Annotated in this window: 19 protein-coding genes; 13 read left to right on the plus strand and 6 right to left on the minus strand. The window is 71.6% G+C overall.

What is annotated here, in order from left to right; genetic code table 11:
* Nucleotides 1-45: 45 nt before the first annotated feature.
* Nucleotides 46-1,749: a protein kinase domain-containing protein gene (locus ABT137_RS16055; RefSeq protein ID WP_351708634.1), complete on the plus strand. Its 1,704-nt coding sequence runs from the start codon at nucleotides 46-48 to the stop codon at nucleotides 1,747-1,749.
* Between the two features lie 10 nt (nucleotides 1,750-1,759).
* Here the strand turns inward: ABT137_RS16055 and ABT137_RS16060 are convergent, their stop codons facing one another.
* Complete coding sequence (locus ABT137_RS16060) at nucleotides 1,760-2,605, minus strand: helix-turn-helix transcriptional regulator (RefSeq protein WP_351708637.1); 846 nt, start codon at nucleotides 2,603-2,605, stop codon at nucleotides 1,760-1,762.
* 101 nt (nucleotides 2,606-2,706) lie between these two features.
* On the opposite strand from ABT137_RS16060, the gene ABT137_RS16065 reads away from it, so the two are divergent.
* Nucleotides 2,707-3,654 carry an SDR family NAD(P)-dependent oxidoreductase gene (locus ABT137_RS16065; protein WP_351708640.1) on the plus strand — a complete coding sequence of 316 codons (948 nt, stop codon included), beginning with the start codon at nucleotides 2,707-2,709 and terminating at the stop codon, nucleotides 3,652-3,654.
* Between the two features lie 9 nt (nucleotides 3,655-3,663).
* Here ABT137_RS16065 and ABT137_RS16070 read toward each other — a convergent pair whose 3' ends face one another.
* Nucleotides 3,664-3,930, minus strand: coding sequence for a PLD nuclease N-terminal domain-containing protein (locus tag ABT137_RS16070; protein ID WP_351708643.1), 267 nt, complete (start codon nucleotides 3,928-3,930; stop codon nucleotides 3,664-3,666).
* Between the two features lie 84 nt (nucleotides 3,931-4,014).
* The gene (locus ABT137_RS16075; protein WP_351708646.1) at nucleotides 4,015-4,878 is read right to left on the minus strand and encodes a maleylpyruvate isomerase family mycothiol-dependent enzyme; all 864 of its coding nucleotides are present in this window, start codon (nucleotides 4,876-4,878) and stop codon (nucleotides 4,015-4,017) included.
* A gap of 157 nt (nucleotides 4,879-5,035) precedes the next feature.
* On the opposite strand from ABT137_RS16075, the gene ABT137_RS16080 reads away from it, so the two are divergent.
* Complete coding sequence (locus ABT137_RS16080) at nucleotides 5,036-5,500, plus strand: DUF3515 family protein (protein ID WP_351708649.1); 465 nt, start codon at nucleotides 5,036-5,038, stop codon at nucleotides 5,498-5,500.
* 9 nt (nucleotides 5,501-5,509) lie between these two features.
* On the opposite strand, the gene ABT137_RS16085 is transcribed toward ABT137_RS16080, so the two are convergent.
* Nucleotides 5,510-6,070 carry a TlpA family protein disulfide reductase gene (locus ABT137_RS16085; protein WP_351708652.1) on the minus strand — a complete coding sequence of 187 codons (561 nt, stop codon included), beginning with the start codon at nucleotides 6,068-6,070 and terminating at the stop codon, nucleotides 5,510-5,512.
* Nucleotides 6,071-6,133: 63 nt separating this feature from the next.
* Between ABT137_RS16085 and ABT137_RS16090 the strand changes: the two genes are divergently transcribed.
* The 8 genes from ABT137_RS16090 to ABT137_RS16125 all read left to right on the plus strand — a co-directional run bounded on the left by ABT137_RS16090 (nucleotide 6,134) and on the right by ABT137_RS16125 (nucleotide 12,762).
* Nucleotides 6,134-7,585: a menaquinone biosynthesis decarboxylase gene (locus ABT137_RS16090; RefSeq protein ID WP_351708655.1), complete on the plus strand. Its 1,452-nt coding sequence runs from the start codon at nucleotides 6,134-6,136 to the stop codon at nucleotides 7,583-7,585.
* On the plus strand, nucleotides 7,582-8,484 hold the full coding sequence (gene mqnP, locus ABT137_RS16095) for a menaquinone biosynthesis prenyltransferase MqnP (protein ID WP_351708658.1): 903 nt from the start codon (nucleotides 7,582-7,584) through the stop codon (nucleotides 8,482-8,484). Before ABT137_RS16090 ends, mqnP begins: the two co-directional genes overlap by 4 nt.
* 85 nt (nucleotides 8,485-8,569) lie before the next feature.
* A complete protein-coding gene (locus ABT137_RS16100) occupies nucleotides 8,570-9,214 on the plus strand; it encodes a UbiX family flavin prenyltransferase (RefSeq protein ID WP_351708661.1) in 645 nt (214 codons plus the stop codon).
* Between the two features lie 96 nt (nucleotides 9,215-9,310).
* Entirely contained in the window at nucleotides 9,311-9,766 is a 456-nt protein-coding gene (locus ABT137_RS16105; RefSeq protein WP_089099612.1) for an Lrp/AsnC family transcriptional regulator, read from the plus strand.
* A gap of 38 nt (nucleotides 9,767-9,804) precedes the next feature.
* The gene (gene mqnE, locus ABT137_RS16110; protein WP_351708665.1) at nucleotides 9,805-10,968 is read left to right on the plus strand and encodes an aminofutalosine synthase MqnE; all 1,164 of its coding nucleotides are present in this window, start codon (nucleotides 9,805-9,807) and stop codon (nucleotides 10,966-10,968) included.
* Between the two features lie 211 nt (nucleotides 10,969-11,179).
* Nucleotides 11,180-11,704, plus strand: a complete 525-nt coding sequence (locus ABT137_RS16115; protein WP_351708668.1) for a GNAT family N-acetyltransferase — start codon at nucleotides 11,180-11,182, stop codon at nucleotides 11,702-11,704.
* An 80-nt stretch (nucleotides 11,705-11,784) separates the two neighbouring features.
* Nucleotides 11,785-12,084: a DUF4229 domain-containing protein gene (locus tag ABT137_RS16120; RefSeq protein WP_351708671.1), complete on the plus strand. Its 300-nt coding sequence runs from the start codon at nucleotides 11,785-11,787 to the stop codon at nucleotides 12,082-12,084.
* 39 nt (nucleotides 12,085-12,123) lie between these two features.
* Nucleotides 12,124-12,762, plus strand: a complete 639-nt coding sequence (locus ABT137_RS16125; protein ID WP_351708674.1) for a TetR/AcrR family transcriptional regulator — start codon at nucleotides 12,124-12,126, stop codon at nucleotides 12,760-12,762.
* A gap of 13 nt (nucleotides 12,763-12,775) precedes the next feature.
* Here the strand turns inward: ABT137_RS16125 and ABT137_RS16130 are convergent, their stop codons facing one another.
* Complete coding sequence (locus ABT137_RS16130) at nucleotides 12,776-14,068, minus strand: DUF6716 putative glycosyltransferase (RefSeq protein WP_351708677.1); 1,293 nt, start codon at nucleotides 14,066-14,068, stop codon at nucleotides 12,776-12,778.
* Between the two features lie 213 nt (nucleotides 14,069-14,281).
* Nucleotides 14,282-15,121 (minus strand): MaoC family dehydratase, encoded by an 840-nt coding sequence (locus tag ABT137_RS16135; protein ID WP_502984521.1) that lies wholly within the window; start codon nucleotides 15,119-15,121, stop codon nucleotides 14,282-14,284.
* 458 nt (nucleotides 15,122-15,579) lie between these two features.
* Between ABT137_RS16135 and ABT137_RS16140 the strand changes: the two genes are divergently transcribed.
* Both ABT137_RS16140 and ABT137_RS16145 read left to right on the plus strand, forming a co-directional pair.
* Complete coding sequence (locus ABT137_RS16140; protein ID WP_351709223.1) at nucleotides 15,580-17,484, plus strand: AMP-dependent synthetase/ligase; 1,905 nt, start codon at nucleotides 15,580-15,582, stop codon at nucleotides 17,482-17,484.
* A gap of 154 nt (nucleotides 17,485-17,638) precedes the next feature.
* Nucleotides 17,639-18,622, plus strand: a complete 984-nt coding sequence (locus ABT137_RS16145; RefSeq protein WP_351708680.1) for a DUF1259 domain-containing protein — start codon at nucleotides 17,639-17,641, stop codon at nucleotides 18,620-18,622.
* The last annotated feature ends 3 nt before the right edge of the window (nucleotides 18,623-18,625 follow it).

Consider the following 18,625-nt stretch of genomic DNA (forward strand, 5'->3'; position numbering starts at 1 on the left):
CCTATGCTGACCGGGTCTTCGGGAGTCAGCGGTGCGGGAGGGGTCGTGGCAGCTCTGCAGCCCGGCGATCCGCGCTCCGTCGGGGACTACCAGCTGCTGAGGCGGCTCGGCGCGGGCGGGATGGGCCGGGTGTTCCTCGGCCGTTCCCCGGGCGGCCGGGCCGTTGCCGTGAAAGTGGTCCATGCCGAACTGGTCGCGGGACAGCCCGAGTTCAGATCACGGTTCCGGCGTGAGGTGGAGGCCGCCCGCAAGGTGAGCGGGGCCTTCACCGCACCCGTCGTGGACGCCGATCCGGACGCTCCGCTGCCCTGGCTGGTCACCAGCTACATCGCCGGGCCCTCGCTCCAGGACGCGGTCGCCGAGCGGGGGCCGCTGCCCGCCGCCACCGTTCTCGATCTCGCAGCCGGGCTGGCCGAGGCGCTCACCTCCATCCACGCGGCCCAGCTGGTGCACCGGGACCTCAAGCCGTCGAACGTGCTGCTCGCCGAGGACGGGCCGCGGGTCATCGACTTCGGTATCGCCCGGAGCGTGGAGTCCGCGACCATCACGCAGGCGGGGCTCATGGTCGGCTCGCCCGGTTTCATGTCACCGGAGCAGGTCGCGGGCAGCGAGGTGACCGGCGCGAGCGATGTGTTCTCGCTCGGTGCGGTGCTGGCGTTCGCCGCCACGGGCGGCAACCCCTTCGGCGACGGGCCCACCCCCGCCCTGCTCTACCGCGTCGTCCACGACGACCCCGACATCACCGCCGTCACCGACCCGGCCCTCGCCTCCCTCGTCGCCGACTGCCTCGCCAAGGACCCGGCCGGGCGGCCCACCCCGCGCGAGATCCTGGCCCGGATCGGGCCGGCGGCCGACGCCACCGCCTTCCTCGCGAGACCCGCCGCCGACCCCCGGGCCGGTTCCACGCGCCCGGCCCCGCAGCCCGTTGCCGCGACCCGCCCGGTCACCCGGCTCACCCCGGCGCCGCAGCCGCAGCCGGTGCCCGACCGGCGGAGCCCGGGCACCAGCCGCCGTACCCTGCTCGTCTCCGGGGGAGCGCTCGCCGTCGCCGCGATCGCGGCCGTACCGGTCGCCCACCTCGTCAACCGGGGCGGGGCCGAGAAGTCCCCGCGGCACTCCGGCGGTCCGGTCTCCGTCTCCGTCCCCTCGCCGCTCGACGCCTGGCCGCTGGACGAGGCCTCGGGCGCGGTCGCCGCCGACGACACCGGCCGGTACGACGGCACCGCCACCGCGGTCGGATGGAGGCGGGGCAAGGACGGGGCCGCGCTGTTCGACGGCGGCACCAGCCAGATCATGACCGCGGGGCCGGTGCTCAGGACCGCCAAGGGCCGCAGCTTCACCGTCTCGGCGTGGGTGGCCCTGAGCACGGTGCCGTCGTTCTTCGCGACCGCCGTCAGCCAGGACGCCGGTGACGTCAGCGGCTTCTACCTCCAGTACTCGGCCGCCGAGAACCGCTGGGCCTTCGCCCGCCCCGACCTGCGCGCCCTGTCGTTCACCGTCCCGAAGCCGGACGTCTGGACCCACCTGGTCGGCGTCTACGAGGGCCTCCGCAACCAGCTTCTCCTGTATGTCGACGGCGTTCAGGAGGCCGGTATCAACGACAGCAACCCCGTCGCCGCGCACGGCCCCCTGGTGATCGGCCGCGCCACCACCGGCGGCGCCCCCGCCGACTGGTTCCCCGGCTCGATCAAACAGGTCCAGGTGTTCCAGCGGGCGCTGACCGCGGCACAGGTCAAAGCGCTGCTGTAGCGGCTCCCCGTCATTCGACGAGCGACTGGGTGCCCAGGACGACGGCGAGCGCGAGACGCTCGGCGTCCTCGGTGCCCGGTTCGGCGGTGTACATCATGATGCGCAGATCGTCGCCGACGACGAAGAGCGTGTCGCAGTCCAGGGTGATCCGGCCGACCGCGGGGTGGTCGACGACCTTGTGCTTCGACGGGTCGGGGAGCGGGGGCGGCGCGCCGGAGTCCCAGAGTTCCGCGAACCGCGGGCTCCGGGCGGTGAGTTCGCCGACGAGCCGGCGCAACGCCCGGTCGGCCGGGTACCGGGAGGCGGTCAGCCGCAGGTCGGCGACGAGCCGCGCCTGGTGATCGGCCTGCTCCTGCGGGGTGTGCACGACCCGGTTCCCGGAGCCGGCGAGGTTGCGCCAGACGGCGTTGCGCTCGATCCCGCGCCAGGACGACGTCTCGCCCATGAGCGCGTCGTACGGCGCGTTGGCGAGGAGCAGCGTCCAGGTGGCGTCGTACACGACGACCGGGGTGTGCGAGAGCCGGTCCAGCAGCCGGTGCACGCTCGGGGTGACCCGGGACGGGACGACGTCGGGCCCGGGGGTGGTGTGCCCGGCCAGCCGGAAGAGCAGGTCACGCTCCGGGTCGGACAGCCGCAGGGCCTGCGCGAGGGCCTCCACCACCTGCGTCGAGGGCGCGGTCGACCGGCCCTGCTCCAGCCGGGTCAGATAGTCGGCCGAGATCCCGGCGAGCTGGGCGAGCTCCTCGCGCCGGAGCCCGCTCGCCCGGCGGCGACGGCCGGCCGGGACGCCGACGGCCTCGGGCGGGACACGGTCGCGCCAGCGGCGCACCATCCGGCCGAACTCCCAGTCCTCCACATGTTCAGTGTGCGGGGCGGCGCGGACCTTGTCCTGGCCCCGGCAGTCCTATGACAAGGGGGCGGCTGGCTGACGGTCCCGGGTTCTCCGACGCTCGGAGCATGACCACCACAGACGACAACGGAACCGTCCTGATCACCGGAGCGACCCGGGGCCTCGGCCGGATCACCACCCTCGCCATGGCCGGCCGCCCCGCCGGCCGGCGCCCCGACCTGCTGCTGGTGGGCCGGGCCGGACCGGCACTCGCCGAGGTCGCCGACGAAGCCCGGGCGTGCGGAGCGAACGTCCACGAGATCGGCTGCGACCTGTCCCGGCTCGCCGACGTCCGGGCCGCGGCGGCGGTCGCCCGGAAGCTGCTCGACACCGGGGCGGTACGGCCGCTGCGCGCGCTGATCGCGAACGCGGGCACCATGAACGCCGACACCCGCACCGCCTCCGCCGACGGCTACGAGCTGACCTTCGCCGTGAACCACCTCGCCCACGCCCAGCTCATCGGCGACCTGCTCGGCTCCTTCGCCGCGCCCGCCCGGATCGTGCTGGTCGGCTCGAACACCTACTACGCCAACATCCCGCGGCGGATCATGGGCGTGCCCGGCGCGGAGTGGCGCGACCCGCTGGAGATCGCCCGGCCCGCGAGCGCGGACAGCAAGCCGGGCTTCAAGGCCTCCGGCATCGCCTACTCCAACGCCAAACTGGCGATCCTGTACTACGCCCACGAACTCCAGCGCCAGGCCGGGCCCGGCATCAACGTCTCGGTGTACGAGCCCGGCTGGATGCCCGGCACCGCGCTGGCCCGGGAGACCCCCGCGGTCCTCCAGGCGTTCGGGCGGGGCCTCGCCCGGCTGCCCGGGGTGTCCACCCCGCAGCGCTCCGGACCCCGGCTGGCCTCGGTCGCCCTCGACGCGGAGTGGGCGCATCTGCGCGACGGCGCGTTCGTGGTGATCGACAAGGTGCGTGAGGTCCAGCCCGTCGCCAAGGACCGCGAGCGGGAGCATCGGCTGTGGGCCGCCACCGCCGAACTCCTCGAAGGCGCGGCCACGCTCACCTGACCGGCACGGTCAGTCGGTGCGCGGATCGTCCGGCTTCAGGGACTTCAGGAACTCCGGGTTGTCGTCCGGGGCGACCCAGCGCTCGCGCGGCTGCCGGGACCTGCCCGCCACCAGCCAGGCCACCGGGCCGACCAGGACCTCGCCGAAGAGCAGGATGACGAACACCCACGCCAGCTTCGGCAGGGCGCGGACCTCGTCCTCGGGGGTGTTCAGGCAGTCCACGAAGGCGTAGATCCACAGTGCGAGGACCAGCAAGTAGGGCAGATACCTGAGCATGGCGGCCAGACTACTGAAGTCGACAGCGTGATGTCGGTGCGGAAAGCCGGCCGGGCCGGTGTCATCGGGAGACGTCGGCGGACGTCAGTAGACGATGGACACGATCCGGCACGCGGCTTCGGCGAGCCGCCGGTGTCCGTGCACCTGGGCGCGGGACAGGGCGTCCGCCGGATCGATGGTGCGCGTGGACAGTCGCCAGACGGTCTCCGTGTCCAGCAGGACGGCCGCGGTGGGCCGGCCGGCCGGCGCTTCGGCCAACGTCCACCGGTCCGCCGTGGCGGTCGCCGTCCAACTGCCGCCGCCGGGGCCCTCGGCGATCACCTGGATCTGTGCCCCGATCGGTGCCGACGTGCGGCGGAGCGTGTGGGGCAGGGCCCGCATGAAGGTGTCGAGGACCAGGGCCAGGGCGCGCGGCTCCGGGTCGGTGCCGTGGCCGACCGCGTGGCGGATCTGCTGCCGGTGGGTCCAGTGCTCGGTGAACTCCCGGGCGATGTCCAGCCACGCCGGCGCGGGGTCGGCGCCGGCCCACGACACACTCAGGTCGGCGACCGCGCCGAGGTCGGCCGCGGCGAACCGCTCGGCGAGCCGGGTGCCTGCCGCTGCCAGGGCGTCGAGGAGCGAGGCGGGGCTGTCACCGGCGTGCAGCTCGACCCACTCCTGATTCGTGCGGTGGATGAACGCCTCCAGCGTCTCGCCGTCGGCGAAGCCGTTGCGGTGGTCGTCCCCGAGGCGGCCTTGGTAGTCGCCGAGGAGGTGGGCGGCGACGTCGTGCACCGTCCAGTGCCCGGCCGCCGTCCTGTTCCAGTCGGAGGGCGTCAGACCACGCAGGGTGTCGAGCAGCGACCTGAGCTCCGGACCGAACAGCGCCCGCGCGTCGATCGGGTGCCCCAGCCAGGAACCGCCGGACACCCCGGATACGCCGGACTCGCCGTCGGACTCGGGACTCATGGCCGCAGCCTGTCAGCCAGGAGCCGTGGCCTGCCATCGAATACTCCCGCGTTCGGCAGCGGGTGCCCGAGGCCGCGGATCGGCACCCGGGCATCATGGTTCTCTTCCGACGGGAGGGGAAGCGGTGGGGGTGCGTGGCTGGTCTCGCAGGAGCCGGGTGGCGGTCGGAATGGCCGTGGCGGGGCTGGGCGTCGGGGGCGGGCTGGTCGCCGGTGAGCTGGACTCGCCGGTGTTCGGGCTGGCGCAGGGGCCGTTCGCGCAGGACCCGGCGTGTGCGCGGCTCGCCGACCGGTACCCGGACCGGCTCGGGGGTGCCGCCCGGGACCGGGTGACCTTCGAGGGGCTCGCCGTGTGGGGGCACGGGACGGTGGAGCTGCGGTGCGGTGTGAACCCGCCGGGACCGACGACGGACGCGTGCGTCAGCGTGGACGGCGTCGACTGGGTGTGGCGGGAGACGGCGGGGGACGGCCGCAAGAAGCTGGTCACCTACGGCCGCAGCCCCGCCGTGGAGGTCTCGGTCGCCGGCTCCGTGGCGGGTCTCGACGCGGTGCTGGTGGAGGTGAGCCACCTCGTGGCGCCGATCCGGGAGGGCGACAAGTGCCTCGCCGGCAGCGGGAGTTGACCGGGCCTGCTACTCCGCCAGCAGCGGCCGCGTGATGGTGCGGACGTCGGCCGCCGTCAGAGGGCTCAGGTACTTCGCGGCGATCTTCCCCTGCCGGTCGATGAAGAGGGTGTACGGCAGCGCCTGCGGCAGGTACCCCTTCGGCAGCCGGACGAGCTTGCGGCTGCCGGGGTCGTGCAGGCTCGGGTACACCAGGTCGTGCTCGTCCTGGAACGCCCGCCCCTTGTCCTGCCGGGCGTCCGTGTCCACCCCCAGCACCTGGACGCCCTTCGCCGCCAGCGCCCGCTGTGCCCTGGACAGTTCGGGTGCCTCGGCGCGGCAGGGCCCGCACCAGGACGCCCACACGTTCAGGACGACGACCTTGCCGCGGTAGCCGGCGAGGCTGACCGGCTTGCCGTCGAGGCTGCTGCCGGTGAGGTCGGGGGCCGTCTTCCGGTCGGCGGCCGGTATCCGGGTCAGCGGGGAGACGGGCGAGCCGGCGGCCTCCCTGGCCGGCGCACAGGCGGCGGCGAGCACGAGCAGCGGGGCGAGGAGCGGGGCGAGCAGCGGCAACCGGCGATGACGTCTCACGGCCGACGAGTATGCAGGGGGCGGTGACCGGGCCCGGACCCCGGGTGGCCGATACTGGGACACATGGCTTACGACGATCTTCGCTCCCTGCTCCGGGCACTGGAGCGCGAGGGAGACCTCAAGCGTGTCAAGGCCGAGGTCGACCCGTATCTGGAGGTCGGGGAGATCGTCGACCGGGTGCAGAAGTCCGGCGGACCGGCGCTGCTCTTCGAGAATGTGAAGGGGTCGGGCATGCCCCTCGCGATGAACGTGTTCGGCACCGACCGGCGGCTGCTGAAGGCCCTGGACCTGAAGTCGTACGGCGAGATCTCCGAGAAGATCGGCGGGCTGCTGCGCCCCGAACTGCCGCACGGCTTCGTCGGCGTGCGCGAGGCGTTCGGGAAGCTCGGCGCGATGACGCACGTACCGCCGAAGAAGGTCAAAGAGGCTCCGGTGCAGGAGGTCGTCCTCCAGGGCGACGACGTCGACCTGGACCAGCTCCCGGCGCTCTTCACCTGGCCGCAGGACGGCGGCTCCTTCTTCAACCTGGGGCTCACCCACACCAAGGACCCCGAGACCGGCATCCGCAACCTCGGCCTGTACCGGCTCCAGCGCCACGACCGGCGCACCATCGGCATGCACTGGCAGATCCACAAGGACAGCCGCAACCACTACCAGGTGGCGGCGCGGAAGGGAGAGCGGCTCCCGGTCGCCATCGCTTTCGGCTGCCCGCCCGCCGTCACCTACGCCTCCACCGCCCCGCTCCCCGGCGACATCGACGAGTACCTGTTCGCCGGGTTCATCGCGGGCCGGCGGATCGAGATGGTCGACTGCAAGACGGTCCCGCTCCAGGTCCCGGCCAACGCCGAGGTCGTCCTGGAGGGCTGGCTGGAGCCCGGCGAGATGCTGCCCGAGGGCCCGTTCGGCGACCACACCGGCTTCTACACCCCGCAGGAGCCGTTCCCGGCCCTGACGATCGACTGCGTGACGATGCGCAAGCGCCCGCTGCTCCAGTCGATCGTCGTCGGCCGCCCGCCGACGGAGGACGGCCCGCTGGGCCGCGCCACGGAACGGTTCTTCCTGCCCCTCCTGAAGATCATCGTCCCGGACATCGTGGACTACCACCTCCCCGAGGCCGGCGGCTTCCACAACTGTGCGATCGTCTCGATCGACAAGAAGTACCCGAAGCACGCGCAGAAGGTCATGCACGCGGTCTGGGGGGCGCACATGATGTCGCTCACCAAGCTGATCGTGGTCGTCGACTCCGACTGCGACGTCCACGACCTGCACGAGGTCGCCTGGCGGGCCCTCGGCAACACCGACTACGCCCGTGACCTCACGGTCGTGGAAGGCCCCGTCGACCACCTCGACCACGCTTCCTACCAGCAGTTCTGGGGCGGCAAGGCGGGCATCGACGCGACGAAGAAGTGGCCCGAGGAGGGCTACACCAGGGACGGGGGCTGGCCGGACATGGTCCTGTCGGACCCGGATACGGCGGCTCTCGTGGACCGCCGATGGAAGGAGTACGGCCTGTGAGCTCCGCCTCCGCAGCCCTCCCGCAGCCGGGACGGACGAAAGCCTTCCTGCGTCTGGTGATGATCGAGCACTCGGTCTTCGCCCTGCCCTTCGCGTACATCGCCGCGCTGACCTCGATGTTCGAGCTGGACAGGAACATCCACTGGGGCCGGCTGCTCCTGGTCACGATCTGCATGGTCGGCCTGCGCACCTTCGCCATGGCCGTCAACCGGATCATCGACCGCGAGATCGACGCCCGGAACCCGCGCACCGCCCACCGCGAACTGGTCACCGGCGCGATGAGCGTCAAGCACGCCTGGACCGGCGCGCTGATCGCGGTCGCGGTGTTCCTGGGCTCGGCGGCCCTGCTGAACCCCCTCTGCCTGGCCCTGGCCCCCGTCGCCGTGATCCCGATGGTGGTCTACCCCTACGGCAAGCGGTTCACGAACTTCCCCCAGGCCATCCTCGGCCTCGCCCAGGCCATGGGCCCGATCGGCGGCTGGCTGGCGATCACCGGCGAGTGGTCGTGGGACGCGGTGATCCTCGGCCTCGCCGTCGGCATCTGGATCGGCGGCTTCGACCTGATCTACGCCTGCCAGGACGTCGAGACCGACCGCGAGATCGGCGTGATGTCGGTCCCGGCCCGCTTCGGCATCCCGGCGGCGATCTGGGGCGCCCGGGTCTGCCACGCGGTGACGACGGGCCTGTTCGTCTGGTACGCGGTCGTCACCGACGCCGGCGCGTTCTTCTGGCTGGGCCTGGTGATCGTCGCCGGCGCCTTCGCCTACGAGCACTCCATCGTCCGCCCGCACGACCTCTCCCGCCTGAACCGCGCCTTCTTCAGCGTCAACGGGTTCATCGGGATTGCCCTCTTCGTGTGCGCGCTGCTGGACCTGCTGGTCCGGGGCCTGAGCGTCTGAGTACCGTCGGTCACCGCGGACCCGTCCTGAACTCGCCGGGTCGCGCCGGTACGCTCAAGATGTGAACGCAGGAGAAACGCAGCGCGTGCCTTGGATCGTGGGGGTGTCCGGGGCGTCCGGAACGCCGTATGCCGCTGCTGTGCTGCGTGCCCTGCTGGACGGCGGGGAGAGCGTCGACCTGGTGGTCAGCCGGGCCTCGCGGCTCACGCTGCTGGACGAGACCGGGATCTCCTTCCGGGACGCGCACTGGAAGGACGACCTGGGGGAATGGCTGGCGCGGGGGGCCGACGGCAAGCCGGGGACCTTCCGGGTGGACCTCGCGCGGGTGCGGTACTGGAGCGCCGGGGACCTCGCCGCGGGGCCGTCCTCCGGGTCGTACCCGGCGAAGGGCATGCTGATCGTGCCGGCGTCCACCGCCGCCGTCGCCGGGGTCGCGCTCGGTCTCTCCAAGGACCTGCTCCAGCGGGCGGCCAGTGTCACCCTGAAAGAGCGCCGGCCGCTCGTCGTCGCCGTCCGCGAGACCCCGCTGAACGGCCAGATCCTGCGGCACCTGGTCACCCTGGACGACCTCGGGGCGGTCGTCGTCCCCACCTCCCCCGCCTTCTACGCGGGCGCGACCCACATCCAGGACCTGGTCGACTTCGTCGCCGGGCGGGTGCTGGACGCGGCGGGCGTCGGGCACCGGCTCTACCGCCGCTGGGAAGGGGACCTCGGCGGCGGAAGCAAGTAGCACCACCCCTCGGCACCACCCCCGGCACCACCTCTGCACCACCTCTGCACCACCTCTCATCTACTTCGGGAATCTTCAGCGGAAGGCTTCGATCGCATGGACGCCGTGGACAGGCAGCTCATCCAGGCCCTGAGGGAGAACGGCCGGGCCTCGTACGCTGAGCTGGGCCGCCTCGTCGGACTGTCGGGACCCAGCGTCACCGACCGCATCAACCGGCTGGAGGCGGCCGGGGTCATCACCGGCTACCGCGCCACCGTCAACGCGGCCTCGCTCGGCCTCGGCGTCATCGCCCTCATCGGCATCTCCCTCTCCGACGCGGCCGACCACGAGGACGTGGCACAGCGGCTGCGGGACCTGCCGGAGATCGAGGACTGCTGGTTCATCGCCGGCGACGACTCCTTCATGCTCAAGGTGCGCTCCACCGACGTGGACGGCCTGGAGAAGACCATCCGGCGGCTCTCCGGGACGAAGGGCGTCTCCCGGACCCGTACCACGATCGTGCTGTCCACGAAGTGGGAGAACCGGGTCGGGGAACTGCCCGAGGAAGCGTAGACGTACGGTTGTCGGAGTCGTCGTAGAGAGGTGTGGGCATGGACGTCGGGCTCAAGCGTGAGCTGGAGGAGAAGGTCAGGGCCGGTGAGCGGCTGACCCGCGAGGACGGCATCGCGCTGTACGAGTCGGACGACCTCGCCTGGCTGGGCGGCCTCGCCCACGAGGTGCGGACGCGGAAGAACGGTGACGTCGTCCACTTCAACGTCAACCGCCACCTCAACATGACGAACGTGTGCACCGCGTCCTGCGCGTACTGCTCGTTCCAGCGCAAGCCGGGCGAGAAGGACGCGTACACGATGCGCATCGAGGAGGCGGTGAAGCTCGCCAAGGCGATGGAGGGCGAGAACCTCACGGAACTCCACATCGTCAACGGCCTGCACCCGAACCTGCCGTGGCGCTACTACCCGCGGTCGCTGCGCGAACTGAAGGCGGCCCTCCCGAACGTCTCGCTGAAGGCCTTCACGGCGACGGAGATCCACCACTTCGAGACGATCAGCGGGCTGTCGGCCTCCGAGATCCTCGACGAGCTGATCGACGCGGGTCTGGAGTCGTTGACCGGCGGCGGCGCGGAGATCTTCGACTGGGAGGTCCGCCAGCACATCGTGGACCACCGCACCCACTGGGAGGACTGGTCCCGGATCCACCGCCTGGCGCACGAGAAGGGTCTCAAGACGCCCTGCACGATGCTCTACGGCCACATCGAAGAGCCCCGCCACCGCGTCGACCACGTCCTGCGCCTCCGTGAACTGCAGGACGAGACGAACGGCTTCCAGGTCTTCATCCCGCTCCGCTACCAGCACGACTTCGTGGACGTGAAGGACGGCAAGGTACGCAACCGGCTCCAGGCCCGGACCCAGATGGCGACCGGCGCGGAGGCCCTGAAGACCTTCGCGGTCTCCCGTCTCCTCTTCGACAACGTCCCGCACGTCAAGGTCTTCTGGGTGATGCACGGCGTGCAGACGGCGCAACTGGCCCTCCAGCACGGCGCGGACGACATGGACGGCTCGGTCGTCGAGTACAAGATCACGCACGACGCCGACAACTACGGCACGCCGAACAAGCTGACCCGCGAGGACCTGCTGGACCTCATCCGCGACGCGGGCTTCCGCCCGGTGGAACGGAACACGCGCTACGAGATCATCCGCGAGTACGACGGCCCGGACCCGGCCCGCCGCGAGTCCCCCCAGCCGATGCGGGTGTGAGGGCGGCCCGGTTGCGTTGTCGGGTGCGGGTGGGTGGGGGCTTGTCGCGCAGTTCCCCGCGCCCCTAAAAGAACGGGCGCTGCAGTGCGCCCCGTCAGGGGCGCGGGGAACTGCGCGATCAACCCCCACCGGCCCGCACCCGACAACGGCCCTGGCCCCCACGGCGAAATCGCTCCTACCCACCCTCCGCCGTAATAGATACGATCCCCCCATGCCCCTTACCTTCGCCCTCGACCCCGCCATCACCCCCGCCCTCCGTGACGGCATCCTCGACCTGTGGACGGACGTGTCCAACGCCGGCGGAGCCGTCGGCTTCGTCGCCCCCGTGACCTCCGAGGAGATCCGGCCGGAACTGGTCCGGCATCTCGTCGCGATGGCCGAGGGCCGGCACCGCCTCCTCGTCGGGCACGACGAGGCCGGCGAGGTCGCCGCCACCGCCTTCTTCTCCTTCAACACGCACCGGCTGATGACGCACTGGGTGTGGCTGTACACGGTGATGGTGCACCCGAGGCACCAGGGACAGGGCTACGGCCGCGACCTCCTCGCGGCCGCCGCCGACGCCGCCCGCGGCTTCGACGGCATCGACGCCATACGGCTCAGCTGCCGCGGCGGCCTCGGCCTGGAGAACTTCTACGGCTCCTGCGGCTACAAGGAGGTCGGCCGGGTCCCCGCCGCGGTCCGCGTCGCCCCCGGCGACGACCGCGACGACATCACCATGCTGCTCCCGCTGACCTGACCCGACCCCGGTGCAAGATCGGCCCCACGGCGTGCTTCACTGGACGGTGCCCCTTTTCGTCATCGGAAGACTGGATTGAGATGCTCCGCTACACGCTGATGCGCCTCGGTATCTTCGCGGGCTGCCTCCTCGTCGTCTGGGGCCTCGTCTACGCCGGCGCGTTCCCGCGTGGCTTCGGCGACTCCAACCTTCTGTGGGTCCTGCTGCTCTCCCTCGTCCTGTCGGCGCCGATCAGCTTCGTCGTGCTGCGCAGGGAGCGGGACCGCGCCTCCGTCAAGGTCTCGCAGCGGGTCGACCGGATGAAGGCCAACATCGAGGCCAACCGCAGCCAGGAGGACGCGGCGGTCGACGCGGCGGACCAGGCCCAGACCTCTTCCTGAGCGACTCCCGCGTCCCCGGCTCCAACTAGGCTCTGTCCCATGGGGACCGTCAAGACCAAGCGGATGCCGCGCGCGGTACGTGAGCAGCAGATGCTGGACGCCGCCGTGCGGACCTTCGGCCAGCGCGGCTACATGGCCGCGTCGATGGACGAGATCGCCGAACTCGCCGGCGTCTCCAAGCCGTTGGTGTACCTGTACCTCAACTCCAAGGACGACCTGTTCACGGCCTGCATCCGCCGTGAGGCGAGAGCCCTGACCGAGGCGGTCCGCACCGGTGTCGACCGCGAACTGCCCGCCGACCGGCAGCTCTGGGACGGACTGAGGGCGTTCTTCACGTACACCGCCGAACACCCCGACGGCTGGTCGGTGCTGCACCTCCAGGCCCGTACGCACGGCGAGCGGTTCGCCTCCGAGGTCGCGGCGATGCGCGAGGAGATCGTCGCGTTCGTGACCCAGCTCATCGTCGCCGCCGCCCGCGCGGCCCACCGTGACCCCGACCTGCCGGAGGGCGAGGTCGCCGGCCTCGCCGAGGCACTGGTGGGCGCCGCCGAGTCCCTGGCCGCCTGGGCCAACGCCACCCCGGGAGTGACGGCACGTCAGGCGGCCGCGACCCTGATGAACTTCGCCTGGGCGGGCCTGGGCAACCTGATGGAGGGCCGGTCGTGGTCCCCGCCGTGACCGGCCCGGTCCGTCACACGGCACCCCAGCGGCGCAGGGCGGGCGCCAGCCGCTGGTGGCCCACGCGGTACAACTTCTTGGCACCCCGCCCGGCCACCCTCCGTACGGCCTTCTTCACCCGCCCCCGGCCGCCGGCGCCCGGCGGCGCGGGCAGGGGGCGGCCCTGCTCGTCGAAGCCGTTGTTGCGGAGGATGCCGGCGAGGTAGGTGGCGGCGGTCTGCGGCGTGTAATAGGGGCGCAGCGGCTGCAACGGGCCGGCGGCGCGCAGCGCGGCGACGCGGGCCCGGGCCGCGGCGTACGGGTCGCTCTTGCCGATGCCCTGTGCCGCCACCCACGCCGGGTCGGGCTGCGGGAGCGCGCCCGCGTCGATGTCGTCCCAGGAGGCGAGGCAGCCGGAGTGCACGAAGTAGTGGTTGCCGTGGGCCTCGCGGACGCCGAAGTCGGTGAGGATCGCGGTGGGTATCCGCCGGTGCATCGACTCCAGGGCGGCCGTCGAACTCACCGTGACCAGCAGGTCGGTGCGGTCCAGCACGTCGGCCATGTGGCCGTAGACGAGCTGGAGGTTCGCGGGCGCGGGTTCGGCGAGGGTCTCGACCAGTTCCTGGTACGGGTCGGACTCCACGTGGGTGGTCTGTTCGCCGGGCAGGCTGCGCAGCTTGACCAGCACGAGCCGCTCCGGATACAGGCGCGCGTGGGCGGCGGCACGCTCCAGGAGCCGGAGCCGGGACGCGCGGTCCTTGGGCACGGAGGGCTGGGCCGCGAAGGTGACGGTGAACGGCCGGTCGGCGGACGGCCGGTAGGGGGCGCCGCCCAGGAAGGGCAGCGCGCACTCGACCACCGAGCCGGGGTCGACGCCGACGCTCGCGAAGACGGAGCGGAAACGGCGGCTGTCGTGGTCGGAGTTGGCGAGCACGAGGTCCGTTCCGGCCCGGGTCATGAGGCCGTCGACCATCTTCTCGTAGACCACGCCGACGTACCCGCTGACCGTGACCGGCCGGTGCAGCCGGCCCTCCCAGGCGCGCCCCAGGCTGTGCACGAGCGCCAGGACCGTGCCGCCGACGACCGCCAGCACCACGATGTCGGCCTTCGCCAGCTCCTCGTCGTCGACCAGTGCGGCGGCGGGCACCTCGCGCCGGCTGTCGGGTTCGATGCCGATCTCGGCGAGCTGTCGTTCGGTGGGCGTGGACCGGCCCCGCAGGAAGTACGCGTCCAGCGCGCAGTCGGGGGCGAGTTGCCGGGCCACCGACGCCCCCCATTTCCAACGGGTGTCAGAGTCGGCGATTACTGCGACGCGTCTGGGAGGCATGCTCAGTGCCCTTCGTGCAATGGATCATAAAAGTGAGCAGAGATTAAGGACGCATTCTGAGCGCAGCATGGGGGATTCCTTCAGGGAGCCTTGGGCGGGCTGGGTGTCCCGTGTGAGAAAGGCTTCGGGTGAGGCTGTGACCTGCGGATTCGCAAAGCGGTGACAGGGGGCGCACAGAAAGCCGAAACACAGTCTTTGTGCAGCGTTGGCAGATCAGAGGGCAACGTGCGGACGCACGCTGCCCTCCACGTGCACCCGGTCTCCGCCGCGCAATTGAAAACGGCCGTCCTCGGCGGCGTATTCGACCGTGCCCGGCAGCAGCACCGGCGCCCGGAACTCCGCCCGCACGTCCGCCGCCGTCGGCACCCCGTGCGCGGCCAGACACCGGGCCACGGTCCACATGCCGTGCGCGATGGCCCGGGGGAAGCCGAAGAGGCGGGCGGTGAGCGGGTACAGGTGAATGGGGTTGCGGTCCCCGGAGGCGGCCCCGTACCGCCGGCCGACGTCCCCGGCGATCCGCCACTCCTCGACGACGGGCAGCGGGCGGCCGTGCTCGTCCCGGGCCGCCTCGCCGGAGCGCCGCGTACGGTGCCGCGCCAGATACGTACTGCGCGACTCCCACACGACGTCCTCGCCGACCCGCACCCCGGTCACGACGGTGGCCTCGGTGCCCCGCCGGTGCGGACGCAACTCCTCGACGTGGACGGCTATGTCGTACGTCCCGTCTCCCGGGAGTTCGGTATACCGCTCGATCTCGATGGAGGTGTGCACCAGCCCCAGCAGCGGCAACGGAAACTCCCGCGCGCTCATGAGCCGCATGGCCAACGGAAACCCGAGCACGTGCGGGTAGGTGATCGGCAGCCCGTCGGCACCGGTGGCGAATCCGCAGACGCGTTCGTAGGCGGCGAGTTTTTCGAGGTCGGGCCGGACACCCGGTAGTACGAGGTGAGTGCGGGGGAACGCGGCATCGGCGCCCGGCTTCTTGAAAGGCGACCGCAGCGCACCGAGGGCCAGCAGGGGGCCGAGGGAAGGAGCCCGGTCAAGGACGATCACAGAGATTGCCTTTCCACTCCGCCGGCAAAAGCGCCCCGCCAGGGGCGCGGGGAACTGCGCGACCAGCCCCCACGCACCCGCACCCGCTCCACAACCGCCACGCCCCCCATGTCGCCAGATTCCTGACTCTGGAGTAAGGTTACCGTAGGTAAGTCTATGTCACAGCTGTCAAGTGCCGGGAAACGGGCCGAACGTGAAGGAGCCTCACGTAACCTCCGGGATTGCACAGGCCCGGCCCCGGACAACCCCCGAAAACCCACAAGCCCGCCACAGCGGCCCCGTACGATCTCCAGCCTGAACCGCCGGTAACCCCTTTCTGAGGCCCGGTGCCGGTGAACGCCTCGGTGCGCGAGGCACGTACGTCATGCAGCAAGCAGTTCACCGCTGCACGCCCGAGGAGCCGCCCCGTGTCCACGTCCTCTTATCCGAACGCTGCCCCCGTCTCCCCGGGTGCGGCGATCCAGGCCACGGACTACGACGGGAACCCGATCCTGGTCGAGCCCCTCGTGCAGCGGCTGGACGGGGTGGTGCGGGAGGCGTACGTACCGCCGTTCGCGCCGCCGGTACGGCACGGCTCGCTCGCCGACCTGCCGTTCGAGAACGCGGAGGCGGAGCCGGGTGCCGTGGTGCTCAGCCGCAAGTCGGCCGAGGGCGAAGGCCGTTGGGAGCACGTGACGGCCGCTCAGTTTGCCGCGCAAGTGCTGGCGGTGGCCAAAGGGCTGATCGCGGAGGGGCTGATGCCGGGCGACCGGATCGCGATCATGTCCCGGACGACGTACGAGTGGACGCTCCTCGACTTCGGAGCCTGGGCGGCCGGCCTGGTGACTGTGCCGGTCTACCCGACCTCCTCGGTCTTCCAGACCCGCTGGATCATGCACGACTCGGGCGCCGTCGCCCTGGTCACCGAGACCAGCGCGCAGGCCGCCGCGCTCGGCCCCGAGCTCGACCGGCTGCCCGACCTCAGGCACCTGTGGGTGATGGAGAAGGGGCACGTGGACCGGCTGGCGGAGGCCGGTGCGCAGGTGCCGGACGCCGAGGTGAGCGTACGGCGGGGCATGCTGGGCCCCGACACCCTCGCCACCCTGATCTACACCTCGGGCACCACCGGCCGCCCCAAGGGCTGCGCCCTCTCGCACGGCAACTTCTTCGCCGAGGTCGACAACGCGATCGAACTCCTCTACCCGATCTTCAAGGCGCGCAACGCCGAGGAGGTCTCCATCCTCCTCTTCCTCCCCATGTCCCACGTCTTCGGCCGCATGGTGGCGATCGCCTGCGTCCGCGCCGGGGTCCGCCTCGGCCACGCCCCCAGCCTCAAGGCCGAGGACCTGCTCCCGGACCTCGCCGGGTTCAAGCCGACCTGCCTGCTCACCATCCCGTACATGCTGGAGAAGGTCTTCAACACCGCGCGGGCGAAGGCGGAGGCGGGCGGCCGCGTCTCCGTCTTCGACCGGGCCACGGGGGTCGCGCAGCGCTACGGCGAGGCGCTGGAGGCGAAACAGACCGGCACCGGCAGCGGGCCCGGCCGCGCCCTGAAGACCGCCCGCACCTTCTACGACCCGCTCGTCTACCGCCGTATCCGCACCGCCATGGGCGGCCGCGTCCGGCACATCATCTGCGGCGGCTCCCCGCTGGGCCGCCGCCTCGCCGCGTTCTACGCCGGGGCCGGCATCGAGATCTACGAGGGCTACGGCCTGACCGAGACCACGGCGGCCACCACCTGCACCCCGCCCCTCAAGCCCCGCCTCGGCACGGTGGGCTGGCCGATGCCCGGCACCAAGGTCCGGATCGCCGCCGACGGCGAGATCCTGGTCGCCGGCGACCACGTCCTGCGCGGCTACTGGGACCCGGCGGCCGGCGGTGTCGTCCCCACGACCCGGGACGGCTGGCTGGCCACCGGCGACCTCGGCGAACTCGACGACGAGGGCTACCTCACCATCACCGGCCGCAAGAAGGAGATGCTGATCACGGCCGGCGGCAAGTCCATCGCCCCCGCCCCGCTGGAGAACTGGCTGCGCTCGCACCCCCTCATCTCCCAGGTGATGCTGGTCGGCGACGGGCTGCCGTACGTCAGCGCCCTCATCACCCTCGACCGGGACGGCCTCACGCACTGGCGCCAGATGAACGGCAAGCACCCGGTGCCGCCGGAACTCCTCATGGACGACGCCGAGCTGCTGGCCGTCCTGCAGCGCGCCGTCGACGAGGCCAACAAGCTCGTCTCCCGTCCCGAGTCCATCCGGCGCTTCGCCATGCTCCCCGTCGACTTCACCGAGGAGGCCGGGCATCTGACCCCCTCGATGAAGCTGCGCCGCGAGGCGGTCATGAAGGACTTCGCGACGGAGATCGAGGGCCTGTACGCGAAGTGATCCGCGGCCGTCGCGGAAGGTGATCCGCGGCCGTCACGCGGAGTGGTCCGCCTCCGTGCCCGGTGATTTGTGTTAGTCCACCTGGCCCCACTGGCGCGAGGGAATCACGGGACCCGCCCGGGACCCGTGATTCCATCGCGCCAGGAGGTGCACCATGGTTGACGACCGGCAGCAGGAAACCCACCCCAGACCGGCCCCCACCCGTCGCCGCGTCCTCGCTGCGGGTGCCGTGGCCCCCGTCCTCGCGGGCGCGGCGACCCCGCCCGCGCGCGCCCTCTCCCACGAACACCCGCGCACCCTGGTCGAACCCGAGTTGACCCAGCTCGCCGACTGGGCGGACGTGACCAAGGCCCTGGGGCGGCCGGGCGACATGAAGCGGTACATGTACCACACCGGCCTGCCCCGCCGGGACCTCAAGGTGGTCTCCCGGGGCGTGCGGATCGAGACCGCGCTGGCCCTCGGCACCCACACCGCCTTCGTCCGGTACAAGGACGGCAGCCATCTGCTGATGGGCGACGCCGTGGTCACCGAGCACGAAATGGACGGCTTCACCGACGCGCTCCTCGCGCACGACATCGCCATCAACGCCGTACACAAGCATCTGCTCTCCCACCAGCCCGCCCTGTGGTGGCTGCACCTGCACGCCCACAGTCACGACCCCGTACCCATCGCCAGGGGGCTGCGCGCGGCTTTCGACCGCACCGGCACCCCGCTCGACCAGCCGCCCACCACCCCGAGGCTCGACCTGGACACCAAGGGCATCGACGACGCCTTCGGCAGCAAGGGCTCCCAGGACGAGGGCACCTACAAGAGCGTCTGGGCGCGCGCGGAGCAGATCGTGGACGGCGACATGATCCTGCCGACCGGCCTCGGCTCGGTGACCACCATCAACTTCCAGCCGCTCGGCCGGGGAAGGGCCGCGATCAACGGTGACTTCGTGATGACCGCGGGCGAGATCCAGCCGGTCCTGAAGATCCTGCGCAAGGGCGGGGTCGGCATCGTCGAGCTCCACCACCACAACCTGATGGACGAGCCGCGCCTGTTCTTCCTCCACTACTGGGCGATCGGCGACGCCGTGCGGCTCGCGAAGGACCTGCGTGCCGCCGTCCACGCAACCAACGTCGTGCCGTTCCACTGAGCG

Source organism: Streptomyces sp. NPDC001980 (genome assembly GCF_040296885.1).
Taxonomy (GTDB): domain Bacteria; phylum Actinomycetota; class Actinomycetes; order Streptomycetales; family Streptomycetaceae; genus Streptomyces.